The organism is Enterobacter cloacae complex sp. 2021EL-01169 (genome assembly GCF_020733125.1).
In the GTDB taxonomy this organism is placed as follows: domain Bacteria; phylum Pseudomonadota; class Gammaproteobacteria; order Enterobacterales; family Enterobacteriaceae; genus Enterobacter; species Enterobacter roggenkampii.
In genome coordinates this window covers 1144198-1158077 of the sequence record NZ_JAJFTC010000001.1, presented here as the reverse complement: position 1 = coordinate 1158077, position 13880 = coordinate 1144198, and the positions used below count along the sequence as shown (strand labels likewise).

Sequence of the window (13880 nt, the reverse complement as noted above, 5' to 3'; positions counted from 1 at the left end):
TTTTGCCATAAAAAAACCCGGTGTATTCACACCGGGCGAATCCAGATAATCATTAAATATCTATTTAGTTCCCTAAATATTATTCATGCGAATTATGGATAAATAATCTTAAAGGCATATAACGCCATCAAGAATAGCTTAATCCATACCTGATTAATAATTTTAATTTAATATATTTAGCCTTAAAGTATTCACCAAACCAATGACCATTACCGTTGATGTATTCAGTTTAGATTTTACTTAGTTCGTAACAATTATAATTTATTACTCTTACACGGGAGTGATTTAGCATGAGACAACTTTCGTATTCGGAAAGTTCAACAGGTAATTAAATAAAAACAACCGCAAAGGAATATCAAAATGCAAAGAAAAGTACTGGCCCTGATGATTCCGGCTCTGTTAATGGCTGGCGCAACTCATGCAGCAGAGATTTATAATAAAGACGGTAACAAATTAGATCTGTACGGAAAAGTAGATGGTCTGCACTATTTCTCCGATGATAAAGGCGCTGACGGGGATCAAACCTACATGCGTCTGGGCTTTAAAGGCGAAACCCAGATCAACGACATGATGACTGGCTACGCACAGTGGGAATACAACATTCAGGCCAATAACACCGAAGCGTCTGATAACCAGTCCTGGACGCGTCTGGCCTTCGCCGGTATCAAAGTGGGTGACTACGGTTCCTTCGATTACGGTCGTAACTATGGCGTACTGTACGACGTAGAAGGCTGGACCGATATGCTGCCTGAGTTCGGCGGCGACTCCTACACCAAAGCCGACAACTTCATGACCGGCCGCGCCAATGGCGTAGCAACCTACCGTAACACCGACTTCTATGGTCTGGTGCAGGGTCTGAACTTTGCGCTGCAGTATCAGGGCAAAAATGAAGATGCCAGCAACAATCAGGAAGGCACCAACAATGGTCGCGACACGCGTCACGAGAACGGCGACGGCTTCGGTATCTCTACCACCTATGACTTCGGCATGGGTATTACCGCAGGTGCAGCCTACACCTCTTCTGACCGTACCAACGAGCAGGTGATGAATACCACTGCGGGCGGTGACAAAGCAGATGCATGGACTGCGGGCCTGAAATATGACGCCAATAACATCTACCTGGCAGCCATGTACTCTGAAACCCGCAATATGACGCCGTACGGTGATAACACCGACGCCGTGGCGAACAAAACCCAGAACTTCGAAGTGACCGCACAGTACCAGTTCGACTTCGGCCTGCGTCCGTCCCTTTCCTACCTGCAGTCTAAAGGCAAGGACCTTGGCAACGGCCAGGGCGACCAGGATCTGGTTAAGTACGCTGACGTCGGCGCAACCTATTACTTCAACAAAAACATGTCCACCTACGTTGATTACAAAATCAACCTGCTGGATGAAGATGACAGCTTCTACAAAAACAACGGCATCGGCACGGATGATGTCGTGGCACTGGGCCTGGTTTACCAGTTCTGATTGCCAGAGCCCGCATCAGTATGCGGGCTCACCCATCTCTTGACGTTCGTCACAAAAAGCAGGTTCTGAAATCACGTGGTTGAGGGTAAGTTGAGGTAAAGCTGTTTAAACTCAGGTGATAGCCTTTCCATCACTAAGGATAACAGCGTTGTTTGGTCGTGTATCTGTTGTCGTACTAACTCTTTTAGCGCTCATCTGGATGGCGTTAATTTTTGATTTTGCTGATATTGTCGGGCATCTCAGTGCTGTGTTGAACCACCTGGATGGTGGTTAACATTATTGCCTGAGAAATGAAAAGCCACCAGCAGTGCCGGTGGCGGGAAAACGCACAGGTTGCGTTATTTTTTTACGGGTTGAGGCTTTTTATCACCTGATTCAGGGGCCTCACGCGGATCGTCTTTTTCAACACAAAGCATAGTTTCTCCTGTTTCAGATAACCACCCTCCACTATAGCCAGGCTGATTACAGAGTGGCCAGGCGGCAATTACGCCTGACCTGTTCCTTTCTTGCGAAAAGAGAGGTAGCCAAACACCCCGCTATCTCCATCCGAGGGATGGTTAACCCCGTCCATCACCGTCACTTCAGGGAAATCGAACGGTGAGACGTTATCAAAGCAGGCCACATTCACGCCGTATTCGTTTGGATTAGAACGCCGCTGATGGAACGTGTAAATTCCGCACACCGAGCAGAAAAAGTGTCGTGCCGTTCCCGTATTGAAGCGGTACTCCGTGAGCTTATCCTCACCTTTGGTCACGGTAATCCCTGACAGCGGCGCAGAGACGACGACCGCACCCCGCATGCGACAAAAGGAACAACTGCAGCGCCGCGCGGTATTCAGGCCATCCGTTAGCGCAACGGTAAAGGCCACCGCGCCACAATGGCACTGCGCATGACGAATATCAGCCATGGCTAGATCCCCTTCCTCACCAGGTCAGCAGCCTTGACGAAAACCTCATCTTCTACACCATCGCCTTTCTGCCTGCCGAGCCTGACCAGCTCATCAACAATGCTGTCGCGATCGATTGGTTTCTGGGCAGAAACCAGCCCAATAACGGCCGCCCCAATCGCCAGCCCCACTAATCCTGTTTGTTCGTCTTTGTTCTTCATACTCATGCTCCTGATACAACAAACAAGCGTAGCATGATTTTAAAAGCGCGGGGTTAGCCCGTATTTTGGCGCTTTGATATTTGCTGCCCAAATTTTGATATCGTTTTGCAGGAGAATAGTGAAATCAGATTTCAGATGCGTCACCATGCCATTAACGCTGTCTGCATCCACCACTGAAAAATGTTCAATTCTGTTCTTTCCTATTTGGACACAATTATATTTGGCGGGCAGCACTTTACCATTCACATTAAGCGGTAGATTATTCTCACCACAGCGGCCTTCCGTAATATATGACACCAGCAAATTAGCGGATTTTCTCCCAGGCTGGGATACGCTCACCATGACGGGAAAACCTTCCGAGGTCTGCGTCATATCATAAAGCACCGCATTTTTCATATACCAGGTATTATATTCCCGCTCCTGAAAAGCGGACCAGGCAGGTGCAGAATAAAGCACCAGCGCTGCCAGCGTAATAGAGACTATTTTCATGGGATGTTGTCGTCCGTGTAGTTGCACGTATTATTCAGATTGTGCAAAAAACAGCAACAACTTAAGAATAGTCCTACTACTATTGGCAGTGATGGAGGATTTATTCACGACGCGCTATCCGAATGACCGTCTTATCAACGTAGTGCTGGCATCTGAAAAACTCAGGTTAACTTGATGTCAAAACGGCCATAAAGAAGAAACAGGCGAGAAATGGTAAACCGCCGCCATCACGGCGATGCTAACGACAATGCTTAAGAAAAAGTAGGTTTTAAACGGCTGCTTTTGTGTTTTATGGCGAAAGAGCTGTTGGCCCACAATCGCGCCAGGCCAGCCGCCCGTTACGCCAAATACCAGCAGCGTGGCTTCCGGCACCCTGCGCATGCCTTTCCTTGCCGCCATTTTATCGGCACCATACATGACCAACGTCAGCATATTGATGAGCAGAAACCACATAGCCAAAGGGCTCGAGGTAAAAAGACTGCCGATCGCAGCAAAGATCAGAAGTAAATAACAAACGCGATTGAGGGTCATAGTACTGGCCAGAGAAGTGTTGAGCGGTTTTCGACGCCGCATTATACGCTACTTATGAATGTATCGGGCGGGAATTGCTGACAACAGGACAAACGTCACTCCACCCTCACTTTAACCTTTGGCTTCGATAACAGAATTTTTATCAACTCCTTAAAAGGAACGGGTTTGTAGAAGAAGTAGCCCTGTAAAAACGTGATGTTATTGCGCATGAGGTAATCAAGCTGTTCCTGGGTTTCAACCCCTTCCGCCACAATACGGATTGACAGTTTTTTTGCCAGTTCCAGTACCGAATCCAGGATCAGGGTGGAATCCTCATTCTCATTAACCCTGGCAACAAAGCTTTGGTCGATTTTGATGTAATCAATGTGCAGGTCCTGCAGGTAGGACAGGCCGGAATATCCCGTTCCAAAATCATCCAGGGCAATGGCAAACCCTATTTCATGTAGCGCATTCAGGGTCTTAACGAGATGTTCATCTACGTGGAGAGGTTCACGCTCGGTCACCTCCACAACGAGGTTAAGATCCTGTTGCACAAAGCTGCGCTTGTAATTCAGACACTCTTCAAAAAAGGTAGAAGCAACGATATGAGACGCGCTGAAATTAATCCCGACATGAAATCCTTCCGGCAGCAGCGTAGAAATAGCATTCATCTGCGTTGCAACCTGACGCATTAAGCTTTGAGTTAGTGGAATTATTAGCCCTGTTTTCTCAGCAAGAGGAATAAATGACGAGGGAGAAATAAACCCGGATTGCGGATGCTTCCATCTGGCCAGCACCTCTACACCGCGCAAGGTGCCCTCTTTTCCGCTCACGACGGGCTGGTAATAGGGAATAATTTCATTTCTGTAGATGGCGGTACGCAGCGATTCTTCCGGCGAAATATCCTTAGACAGATATCGCTGCAGAAGATAAGCAGAAAGAGAGGAAACGAGCAGCAGAAATAACACCACTCCACCGGCCTGGTCGAATAATCGCGTCAGGCTAAAAATAGGCGGAGCGTTAAATTGAATCGCGAAGGCATAATCAACGTCTTTTACCGTCAGAACATCGTTGTTTGAATGGGCTGCCGTCAAGACATCGCCTGATTGGCCTAAACGACGATTGCCGACCAGCAGCGAATACGCCACGCCCCGTAGTGGCATATTCAGCGCATCCCGGATATGGCTGTCGCTGATGCTCACCATGATTCGGCTTCCGGCATGATTTGTCTGGTATAACAGAACCGGCAGGCCGTTGACCGTACTTTTCGATGGAACAAGTAACAATGGCGCTTCAGGCAGCGCTGACCCGTTAACCAACAACACGCGGTTTCCCGGCAAGGAGGAACACCAGACCACATCTTTTTTCAGAATAACGATCGTTCTCAGATGGGGTTGTAATGCCGCTTCGGTGCCGAGCCGATACTGTCCTTCAGCATCACACTCATTCTCAGCAAGCCGCATTGCAACCTGGGTCGCATGATGCGCTTCTGTAAGAATGACGTGCATATTCCTGACGACGTAGTGCGCCCCGGCAAGGCTGTCAGCCCGCGCCGAGTACCAGACCTGGATATTGATGATAAAAACGCCCAGCACAAAAATTGCCGTGGCTGCAGCTATGGAGATAGGTGCATGGCGCATTCAGGGTTCTCGACTCGAGTGACGTTGCCGCTTCGGTGATGCTGAAGTGATTGAATTATCTTCGCCTTAAGCATGGTTGATAAAGAAAGAAATACCATGTCCGCCGTCAGAAATTTTCCCCAAACCAGGCTCCGTCTTTGCACCTTCTCAAATGGGTAAATAAAAAGGCCGCCGAACGGCAGCCCTGGTTGTTAAGTGCTTATTAGTATTGCTTTATTGTCTTGACCGGCGTTCTTTCTGACCAGTCAGGCCGCTCGCCAGCCATGATTGCACGCTGTTGTGATGGCGTCACAGACTGCGTTATTTCAGGCATCGACTTGTATTCAGGTTGCTTAGGTGGGTTGAGAACCAGATCGGAGCTACAGCCTGACAGCAGCAAAACCGCCAGTAGAGATGTATTAAGCTTGAACACGCTAACCCCTTCCAATGGGATAAAAGTTACAGAAAATGCGTGGTGCCGATAGCATCCCGATGACTCGTTACTGATTATAACGTCACGCGCCGGGGTGCAGGCAGCAGATACACCACACAGATACCCCCATAAGAATATATTTACACAACCAATGCATGCAACCCTTTGTATTCCAGGCAGCCTGTGTACAAAAGTAGAAGGAAAGCCGATTACGCTTCAAATATCGAGGGAGTTTATGCTAAAACCGCTATTATGTTTCTTATGGTCAAGGATTCAGAAGGGATTTGAATGGTTAAGGTTGAAGAATTAAAAACGAAGTACCCAGGCGCAGCGGCCTGGCAAATGGGTGACAGCCCGGAACTGGCGAACGCGCTTGCGGACCTGATTAAAAAAGGGCTCAAAACGGCCACCTGCGGATCTTTTGCCTCGTACTCGCAGGATGTATCTGCTCCACGGATAGGAAGCTACAACATAATCCTTGATGGTCAGAATGTCCCGGTCTGTGTGATCCGGCTGGTTTCCATGCGGCTGGTGCGTTTTTGCGATGTTAATGAGGAATTCGCTCGCAAAGAGGGTGAAGGTGATTTAAGCCTTGAATACTGGCGGAAAGAGCATCAGCGATTTTTCTTCCGCGAAGGCCATTTTTCTGAAGATATGGAACTGATCGCAGAAGAATTTGAATTGGTTGAGGTGCTGTAAGCTGAGATAAAGTGGCAGAGATGTGTCGCTTAATTAAGCAGGCTTACTCATGTTAAGCTCGTACACAACGCATTCCGTATCGTAATGCCGCTCTATGGCTTTATAAGACATACCTACCCTTTTCATTACACGCTGCGATGCGATATTTTCTGGATCGGCCACGGCCACCAGATAAGATGCTCCCACCCGTTCTACAGCGTAATCAACGATCGCTTTCGCTGCCTCTGTAGCATAGCCTTTGCCATTGTGTTCAGGCACGAGGCGCCAGCCAATCTCTAATGGTGCCCCCTCCACGTTCGCCAGGTGCTGGAGGCATGCTGCACCAACGATCGCACCAGAAGATTTCTCTCTGATAGCCCACCACGAGAAGTGATACTTATCCCAGCGAGCCTGCACCCTTCTGATGCCCTCCCAGGTTTCTTCGGGCGTTTTAACGATACCCTTATTGATATAGCGCATCACCTCAGCATCACTATCCATTACCCTTAAGCCTTCATAATGTGAATCATTAAAGGGTTCAAGGATTAAGCGGACCGTTTCTACATTCATCTTAAATTCCTCTTGCATTCAGCCAGTACCTTCGTTGAACTCGTCCCGATAAAACACCCTAGCACAATGTAAGTTACTTCCGCTTTGGCACACAGGGATCATGGGTGGCGCTGGGCTTGTGCTTTGGTTTACGTCTTGTCGAAGATTTTATATCAAATAATGTCTGCTTTATCCCATGGAAGGAAAATCAATGGCGTTATGCGCTAGCGGTGATATTAACCATTGAATGGATCTAATCTCGCTAATTGCCCTACAATGCCTGACTTACAAGCTAAAGGAAAATGACATGTTCCCCTTTCTGAACACATTTAAGCGATTAATAAGCAAACAGCAAGAAACACATACCGCTCCTCAGAAATATTCAAATGAACAGCTTATCCAGTGGGCTACCGGTTGCATGCTGGAAGGGCTCCCGGATGACTTCTACCAGGCCAGACTGCTATGCACTCGCCAATCCGATCCTGAAAACCCCGATGGATGGATAGTCAACGTTAATCATGATGTGATGCTTAACCCTGACTCCGAATATGAGCGGTTCCAGCCAGCCGATGACCTCTACCCTACCCAGTGTGTGGAAATGTTACTTGATGGCAAGGAATGGAGTAATGCATCAATAACATTCAATAAAGAAAACGCATCGTTTAAATGGAGTTAGCCATTATGAAGCCCAACCGCAGATGAACATTGTAATGGTTTATCCGATAAGCAAGTCAAGCCGGGTAAGCCGACGCAGAATGCGTTTATCGAACGGTTCAACCGGACGTACCGGACAGAAATCCTGGATTTTTACCTGTTCTGAACGCTGAATGAAGCACGGGAAATCACTGAACGCTGGCTGAATGAATACAACAGAGAGCGTCCTCATGAATGCCTGAATAACCTGACGCCGCAGGTAGCTTATTGGAATCGTTTAAGTCTAGTAGAATTCAACTTTCGTATGCGCTGTCATTGAAACTGGTTTCGGCGCCGGATTACCTGCGTTCTGTACTGTGGCATTACATATTTCAGGCACAAGCATTTCGTTATAATGACAAGAACTGGTTGCTGTATACCCCTCCGAGAAAACTGATGAGTTTATCAGTTTATAATCAAGAGGCTTTCTTTTTTTATCAACATAAGATATTTCATTTTTAGACATAACGCTTTCTGAACTATAAAATTCAGAGCGCGTCAAATTATCGTCTTCATCATAAAAATGTTCAGATATTTTTTTGCCTAAAAAATAGGTGTCTTTAATTAATCCATTCGGGTATAGAGTGTAACGCAACTCGTCACCGTTTTCATTTTTACTCAAAATGTGACATTTTTCATCAAGTTGTATTGAGAAAGGCTTGCCATCTCTATGGCCAATAAGACTTCCATTTGTATATTTTAGAATAGTTTCATGCCCAGAAGAAACATTATCAAGGTTTAAGCTATCAACACAACCATTTTTATTCAGTCTGATGGAGATTTTATAAGTAATTTTTCCATTCTCCTCAACATCAGTATCTAAGGATTTAACAGTCCCCTTAACTGGATTGAAATCAAATATAGTCGATAAGTTATAAAGTAGAGGTATGTAGTTATTTTCTGCAAAAGCCATGCTTGAAAATAAGGAAGTACAAAGGAAAAGAGTAGAAGTTTTTATCATTTTTAAATCCTAGCTCAAGTTACCCTCAAATTAAGTAAGCTCATTACAGCATGCTTACTGCTAATCTTCAACATTGATACTGGCGGAGATGATTGCGCCACAACTGCGCCGTTTGCCGTAAAGTCGCTATCGTATCCAAACGTCTGAACGCTACCCTTTATCACGTATCGGCGCCAGATTTCACGCAGCAGTAAAACGTGCTGGCATTCGCCGCCGGAATCCGTACCATACGCGGCATACAATTTTTGCCCCTGCTGGCTCCGAAGGTAGTACTCAATGCAACAGAATCAAGAGATTAACAAAAAAGAGCAATACAACCTGAATAAGCTACGCTGATTTTGCCAACTCATTGATATCATTTGCTTTACCATTGAATTCAATTAGTTATAGCATAATAACTTCTCCCTAAAGCTACCCAGAACTACATTTTTAATGCCCTTTTTTTGCCCCTATTTCGCATTTTTGCCCCTAAATTTGCCCCTAACACTAGCCAGTGCGCCACCCTTCTTCTCCCTGCCCTATACTTTAAGTCTGACATCTGGGTGGAGGTTTCTATGTGTGGGCGTTTTGCACAAGCTCAAACGCGTGAAGAATACCTGGCTTACCTGTCCGATGAAGCTGATCGCGACATCGCATACGACCCTGAACCTATTGGCCGATACAACGTCGCGCCCGGCACCAAAGTGCTGCTGTTGAGCGAACGCGACGAGCAGCTGCATCTTGATCCGGTTTTTTGGGGTTATGCGCCCGGATGGTGGGATAAGCCGCCAATGATTAACGCTCGCGTCGAAACCGCGGCCGCAAGCAGAATGTTTAAACCTCTGTGGCAACATGGCCGGGCGATCTGCTTTGCAGATGGATGGTTCGAATGGAAGAAAGAAGGTGACAAGAAACAACCTTATTTTATCCATCGGGCAGACGGTCAGCCGATTTTTATGGCGGCTATCGGCAGCACACCGTTTGAGCGAGGCGATGAGGCAGAAGGTTTTCTGATAGTAACGTCTGCCGCTGACAAAGGCCTAGTGGATATTCACGACCGCCGGCCCCTGGTCCTATCGCCAGAAGCGGCCCGGGAATGGATGCGCCAGGACGTTGGAGGGAAAGAAGCGGAAGAGATTGTATCTGACGGCTCTGTACCAGCTGAGATGTTTATCTGGCATGCTGTGACCCGTGAAGTAGGAAATGTAAAAAATCAGGGGAGAAAATTGATAGAACAAATAGATATATAATCTGATGTACTTTTGATGTGTACTTTATATTTGGTTCAATATTATCTCACCTTAAGAAAGAAATATATTTTCAGCCATCGGACCACTAAGCCCATTTATACGATAAAATTCAACACGAACGCCAGGTTTTAACGTTTGGCTTTCATTATTTCTTAATGCAGAAATATGTAAAAAAACATCTTTTCTGCCATCTGATGGGATAATCAATCCCTTTCCGCTCTTGAAGTCAAAACTTTTGACAATTCCTGTCATTTTACGAGACAAATATTTTCCTAATGGCAATCCAGATTTGACTATACAGGATTGGTTAATAATAGCTAATCCTATCTTATTGGCCTTCCGGAAGGCTAAAATAAAATTTGCTTAATCTTTCAACACGTGCCTTAATGGTTTGACTGATTCGTTGCGATGATGAATCTAACTTTTCCAAAAGCCGTTCTCATAACCAGGTGTTATCTCTGATACCTCCTCCTCTTGAGTCCATACATATACCAGCATACGTTTCTTATCATGAGCTTGCTTGTCAGTTGAAATGTTCAAACGGAGTTTGTATGTCATCTAAAATCATAGGTCTTGTTAAGTGGTTTAACGAAGATAAGGGGTTTGGTTTTATCTCCCCACTCGATGGAAGTAAAGATGTTGTTGTTCACACTTCTTCCCTGCTGGGAGAAACATTTAATACTCTATTTGAAGGACAAAAAGTCAAATTCGCTATCATAGCTGGAACTAAAGGTCCAATCGCTGCCAATGTAACACTTTGCGATAGATAATTTTTAGATGGTTGACTTAACTTAAGCCAGCATGACTTTATCAGTGGAAGGTGATTGTTCGGTTACGCACATCATTACAACAGGCCAGCATGTTTACTTACCATCAAGTTTGCTGACCGATGTGATGAAATGCAGGACTGCTGCATGAACAGTCTCAAAGGAGAAGCTAACTGCTTATAAAATATTAAAGTGCGTAAGAGGTTAGGCAGCCTCTAAAAGCATCACTTCTTATTTTTTTATTAATTTTTTTAGAAGCGCTGGGGAGATTTGAATAAAGCACAGCAGTATGGGCACACCAATTGAGCCCCCTTTTGTACACGATTGTAACTATGTTCGGAATCTTTTGAGCAGTTTGGACAAGGGCATTTTACTAAATAATTTCGGCGGAATTGAGTGTTTTTATGTGCTGACATAGATTTCTCCAGTTCAAATGGACCGTTACAGTACACGTTAAGTCAGTATAATGCTTGTTTTAATTTCGAAAGAGGCAAAAAAGATGAACAAACAGCCCCCTTTCGAACACCTGCAGGGGCTAAAAGCCTTCAAAATACATGGTGATATATGAAAAAAGTAATCATTTTTTTTAATGGTAAGCCAAGTAAAGTTATCACTGTGCTTAAAGGTGTGACATCAATACGCGAAGAATATCCTAATGGAGAAGTGATAAACCTTCAGATAATGTCAGCAGGTTTTCCTTCTTTAACAGGTGACCATGAAGTGGTCTATGTGGCTTCAGATCGAGAGCTTACCTCTCAGGAAATATTAGATGCGGCGCAGAAGTATCTTTGACGCTTGGGATTCAACGCCAACATTCATGAAATCATTATTATAACTACGTTTAATTATTATAGCCTGCTTAACGCAGGCCTTTTTTTACCCCCACACAAACATTTATAATTAAGACTTGTACATCCAACGCCATGGCAATATGACTTTATTGCTGAAGCAACCATAAGGCTTCCATGAAAATCCTACATTACACAGTATTAATAGTTATTGAAGCCCCATTCTCAGATAATAATATCAACCCTCTTATCTTAGGTCTCTTGCATGACCGAAACTATTCAAGTAAGTCAAACCGAGGCGTTAAACTACCATCCCATGCATTCATTGGTTCAGAGGGTCAGGCAGTTTTAGAGTGGGAGTCTGAAAAAGATGGAGCAGAAAAACTAAAAAAAAGACTCTACCAGATGCTGCATGGAATTACACGTTTAGAAGAGTCTCCCACAGCAATTTTTCTAATGATTTGCCCAGAAGATAAAACCTTAACCTTTGTTTCAAGACTTAAAGTAAAAAAATGAACATCGATATTTTAACCTTCACCATCTGAAAATACCGTGACCGTGAAAACTGCGAAAGAAAATCATGAGGCACATCAGTAAATTTTGTATCATTTGCTAAGCATTGCTGTTACATTCGGCTTTATGATGAATCCTCCTCAGCGGCAGGGCTAACTAACCTGATGATTTGTATATCAAGCGGCTCATCGTGAATTTCTGAAGCAGCGAGTCACGAGTGGTTAGCTCAATGACTCACCGGGAGGCACCCGGCATCATATCCATAAGCCCCTGTATAATTGCAGGGGCTTATTTACATTACAAAAGCATAGTAGTAGACATATTACTCTTAATACTCATAGCCGATAATTAGGTTCGAATGAATATACCGTTTAAAGAATCATCTGACTTTTATTAGGTCTGAATACCTCGTAGTATATCGTGGAGATAACATATCCCGTTTCATCTGCCATTGCTGCTGTATGCCCTGCCCGGCAAAATAAAGTGTTCCCTTTCCATCTTTCGCGTTCAGATAATCCAGAACTTTCATCAACCTATCGCTACCAGCGCGCGGCGCGTTCTCGTCGAACAAGTTGAGCTGGGCCACACCATGGCTAAAGAAGTCACCCAGCATAATGCCGGCTTTCTGGTAACGGTGTCCGTCTTTCCAGATTTTGTCTAGGCACTTTACCGTGGCGTTAATGATGTCGCGTGAATCCTGAGTGGGGGTAAGAAGCTTGATGGACGCACTGTTACCATAATACGGCTCGTTAAGCGCAAAGGGAGAGGTTTTCACGAACGCAGAGATAAACCGGCAATACTGGTGCTCACCACGAAGCTTTTCAGCACCACGGGCCGCATAGCTGCAGATGGCCTGACGCATCTGCTCATATTCTGTGACGCGTTCACCAAAAGACCGGCTGCAGACGATTTCCTGCTTAGCTGGTGCAAACTCCTCCAGCTCGAGGCATGGCTCGCCGCGCAGCTCCCTGACCGTTCGCTCAAGTACCACGTTAAAGTGCTTGCGGATAATCCAGGTGCTTTGTTCTGAGAGGTCCAAAGCCGTTTTGATGCCCATGGCGTTAAGCTTCTTGCTGATACGCCTTCCGACGCCCCATACGTCTTCTACTGGTACCAGAGCCAACAATCTGCGCTGACGGTCGATATTGGACAGGTCCACTACCCCGCCCGTCTGCCGCTGCCATTTCTTTGCGGCGTGGTTGGCGAGTTTAGCGAGTGTTTTTGTCTGGGCAATGCCAACGCCAACGGTAAGGTGCGTACGCTTCAGAACCGTAGCGCGGATCTCTTTGCCAAAGTCAGTCAGATCCCGGCAGTTCCTAACACCCGTCAGGTCACAAAAAGCTTCATCGATACTGTAAATTTCGACGCGAGGACTCATTTCCTCCAGCGTTGTCATTACCCGGTTCGACATGTCTGCGTACAGCTCGTAGTTACTGCTGAAGCAAACAACCCCAGCGCGCCGGAATAGATCCTTTTGCTTAAAGAAAGGCTCTCCCATGGTAATTCCGGCGGCTTTGGCCTCGGCGCTGCGCGCGATTACGCAGCCGTCATTGTTCGAAAGAACAACCACTGGCCGCCCTTTCAAATCGGGACGAAACACCGTCTCGCATGATGCGTAGAACGAATTCACGTCACAGAGCGCAAACATATTCAGCTCGCAGATTTAACGATGAAAGTCACGACGCCGAAAACGTCCAGCGTGTCTTCGCTACCAACAACAATCGGACTGTAGGCGCTGTTCATAGGATTGAGTTGCACGGTTGGGCGCAGCTGCAGGCGTTTAACAGTGAACTCCCCTTCTACAGCGGCGATAACAATGTCTCCATGCTCAGCAGTGCGCGAGCTGTCGACTACCAGCAGATCGCCGTCGCTGATCCCGGCTTCGATCATAGAATCCCCCGCGGCTTTGACGAAATATGTGGAACTTGGGTGAGCGACAAGTAACTCATTGAGATCGATACGCTGTTCAACGTAATCAGCAGCAGGGCTTGGAAAACCACACTGTACTAAGTCACTGAAAAGCGGGAGAGCGATAATTTCTCGCAGTTCTGTTGGCCTGATGAATTCCATTGTA

20 protein-coding genes and 2 pseudogenes are annotated in these 13880 nt (G+C 45.9%); 9 read left to right on the top strand and 13 right to left on the bottom strand.

The annotated features are described in order from the left end of the window. Positions 1–360: 360 nt before the first annotated feature. On the top strand, positions 361–1470 hold the full coding sequence (ompC, locus tag LLF79_RS05545) for a porin OmpC (RefSeq protein WP_227879212.1): 1110 nt from the start codon (positions 361–363) through the stop codon (positions 1468–1470). Positions 1471–1808: 338 nt separating this feature from the next. On the opposite strand, the gene LLF79_RS05540 is transcribed toward ompC, so the two are convergent. From LLF79_RS05540 to LLF79_RS05510, 7 genes are all read right to left on the bottom strand, one after another. Then, positions 1809–1886 carry a hypothetical protein gene (locus LLF79_RS05540; protein WP_223239581.1) on the bottom strand — a complete coding sequence of 26 codons (78 nt, stop codon included), beginning with the start codon at positions 1884–1886 and terminating at the stop codon, positions 1809–1811. Positions 1887–1954: 68 nt separating this feature from the next. Then, positions 1955–2377, bottom strand: a complete 423-nt coding sequence (locus LLF79_RS05535; RefSeq protein ID WP_008501278.1) for a GFA family protein — start codon at positions 2375–2377, stop codon at positions 1955–1957. 2 nt (positions 2378–2379) lie between these two features. After that, positions 2380–2577, bottom strand: a complete 198-nt coding sequence (locus tag LLF79_RS05530) for a hypothetical protein (protein ID WP_008501277.1) — start codon at positions 2575–2577, stop codon at positions 2380–2382. Between the two features lie 39 nt (positions 2578–2616). Further along, positions 2617–3066 (bottom strand): hypothetical protein, encoded by a 450-nt coding sequence (locus LLF79_RS05525; protein ID WP_021240258.1) that lies wholly within the window; start codon positions 3064–3066, stop codon positions 2617–2619. Between the two features lie 177 nt (positions 3067–3243). Next, positions 3244–3597: a DUF1294 domain-containing protein gene (locus LLF79_RS05520; RefSeq protein ID WP_021240259.1), complete on the bottom strand. Its 354-nt coding sequence runs from the start codon at positions 3595–3597 to the stop codon at positions 3244–3246. 95 nt (positions 3598–3692) lie between these two features. Then, positions 3693–5216, bottom strand: a complete 1524-nt coding sequence (locus LLF79_RS05515; RefSeq protein ID WP_227879211.1) for a cyclic diguanylate phosphodiesterase — start codon at positions 5214–5216, stop codon at positions 3693–3695. A 202-nt stretch (positions 5217–5418) separates the two neighbouring features. After that, complete coding sequence (locus tag LLF79_RS05510; protein ID WP_126287803.1) at positions 5419–5628, bottom strand: hypothetical protein; 210 nt, start codon at positions 5626–5628, stop codon at positions 5419–5421. Between the two features lie 288 nt (positions 5629–5916). Here LLF79_RS05510 and LLF79_RS05505 point away from each other — a divergent pair, with 288 nt between their 5' ends. Next, on the top strand, positions 5917–6327 hold the full coding sequence (locus LLF79_RS05505; RefSeq protein ID WP_021240261.1) for an ASCH domain-containing protein: 411 nt from the start codon (positions 5917–5919) through the stop codon (positions 6325–6327). 33 nt (positions 6328–6360) lie between these two features. Here LLF79_RS05505 and LLF79_RS05500 read toward each other — a convergent pair whose 3' ends face one another. After that, complete coding sequence (locus tag LLF79_RS05500; RefSeq protein WP_065102470.1) at positions 6361–6876, bottom strand: GNAT family N-acetyltransferase; 516 nt, start codon at positions 6874–6876, stop codon at positions 6361–6363. Between the two features lie 286 nt (positions 6877–7162). On the opposite strand from LLF79_RS05500, the gene LLF79_RS05495 reads away from it, so the two are divergent. Next, positions 7163–7531 (top strand): hypothetical protein, encoded by a 369-nt coding sequence (locus tag LLF79_RS05495; protein WP_084832007.1) that lies wholly within the window; start codon positions 7163–7165, stop codon positions 7529–7531. A 54-nt stretch (positions 7532–7585) separates the two neighbouring features. Then, positions 7586–7828, top strand: a pseudogene (locus tag LLF79_RS05490) (transposase); the annotation flags it as partial. Here the strand turns inward: LLF79_RS05490 and LLF79_RS05485 are convergent. Then, entirely contained in the window at positions 7793–8509 is a 717-nt protein-coding gene (locus tag LLF79_RS05485; RefSeq protein WP_204624892.1) for a YnfC family lipoprotein, read from the bottom strand. The pseudogene LLF79_RS05490 and the gene LLF79_RS05485 sit on opposite strands and share 36 nt — an antisense overlap. Before the next feature lie 151 nt (positions 8510–8660). Between LLF79_RS05485 and LLF79_RS27035 the strand changes: the two are divergent. Together LLF79_RS27035 and LLF79_RS05480 are read left to right on the top strand one after the other, a co-directional pair. Then, a pseudogene (locus LLF79_RS27035) lies at positions 8661–8750 on the top strand (hypothetical protein); the annotation flags it as partial. Between the two features lie 313 nt (positions 8751–9063). After that, positions 9064–9738: an SOS response-associated peptidase gene (locus LLF79_RS05480; RefSeq protein ID WP_227879210.1), complete on the top strand. Its 675-nt coding sequence runs from the start codon at positions 9064–9066 to the stop codon at positions 9736–9738. 51 nt (positions 9739–9789) lie between these two features. Here LLF79_RS05480 and cspF read toward each other — a convergent pair whose 3' ends face one another. After that, positions 9790–10002, bottom strand: a complete 213-nt coding sequence (gene cspF / locus LLF79_RS05475; RefSeq protein ID WP_227879209.1) for a cold shock-like protein CspF — start codon at positions 10000–10002, stop codon at positions 9790–9792. A 287-nt stretch (positions 10003–10289) separates the two neighbouring features. On the opposite strand from cspF, the gene LLF79_RS05470 reads away from it, so the two are divergent. Further along, positions 10290–10508 carry a cold shock domain-containing protein gene (locus LLF79_RS05470; protein ID WP_045370991.1) on the top strand — a complete coding sequence of 73 codons (219 nt, stop codon included), beginning with the start codon at positions 10290–10292 and terminating at the stop codon, positions 10506–10508. 248 nt (positions 10509–10756) lie between these two features. On the opposite strand, the gene LLF79_RS05465 is transcribed toward LLF79_RS05470, so the two are convergent. Next, positions 10757–10921, bottom strand: a complete 165-nt coding sequence (locus LLF79_RS05465) for a YnfU family zinc-binding protein (protein WP_214581253.1) — start codon at positions 10919–10921, stop codon at positions 10757–10759. 148 nt (positions 10922–11069) lie between these two features. Here LLF79_RS05465 and LLF79_RS05460 point away from each other — a divergent pair, with 148 nt between their 5' ends. Together LLF79_RS05460 and LLF79_RS05455 are read left to right on the top strand one after the other, a co-directional pair. Beyond that, on the top strand, positions 11070–11297 hold the full coding sequence (locus tag LLF79_RS05460) for a hypothetical protein (protein ID WP_025910815.1): 228 nt from the start codon (positions 11070–11072) through the stop codon (positions 11295–11297). A gap of 173 nt (positions 11298–11470) precedes the next feature. Then, complete coding sequence (locus tag LLF79_RS05455; protein ID WP_126296580.1) at positions 11471–11809, top strand: hypothetical protein; 339 nt, start codon at positions 11471–11473, stop codon at positions 11807–11809. A gap of 376 nt (positions 11810–12185) precedes the next feature. Here the strand turns inward: LLF79_RS05455 and LLF79_RS05450 are convergent, their stop codons facing one another. Beyond that, on the bottom strand, positions 12186–13454 hold the full coding sequence (locus tag LLF79_RS05450; RefSeq protein ID WP_227879208.1) for a Y-family DNA polymerase: 1269 nt from the start codon (positions 13452–13454) through the stop codon (positions 12186–12188). Positions 13455–13456: 2 nt separating this feature from the next. Beyond that, the gene (locus tag LLF79_RS05445; RefSeq protein WP_020884462.1) at positions 13457–13876 is read right to left on the bottom strand and encodes a translesion error-prone DNA polymerase V autoproteolytic subunit; all 420 of its coding nucleotides are present in this window, start codon (positions 13874–13876) and stop codon (positions 13457–13459) included. Positions 13877–13880 lie beyond the last annotated feature (4 nt).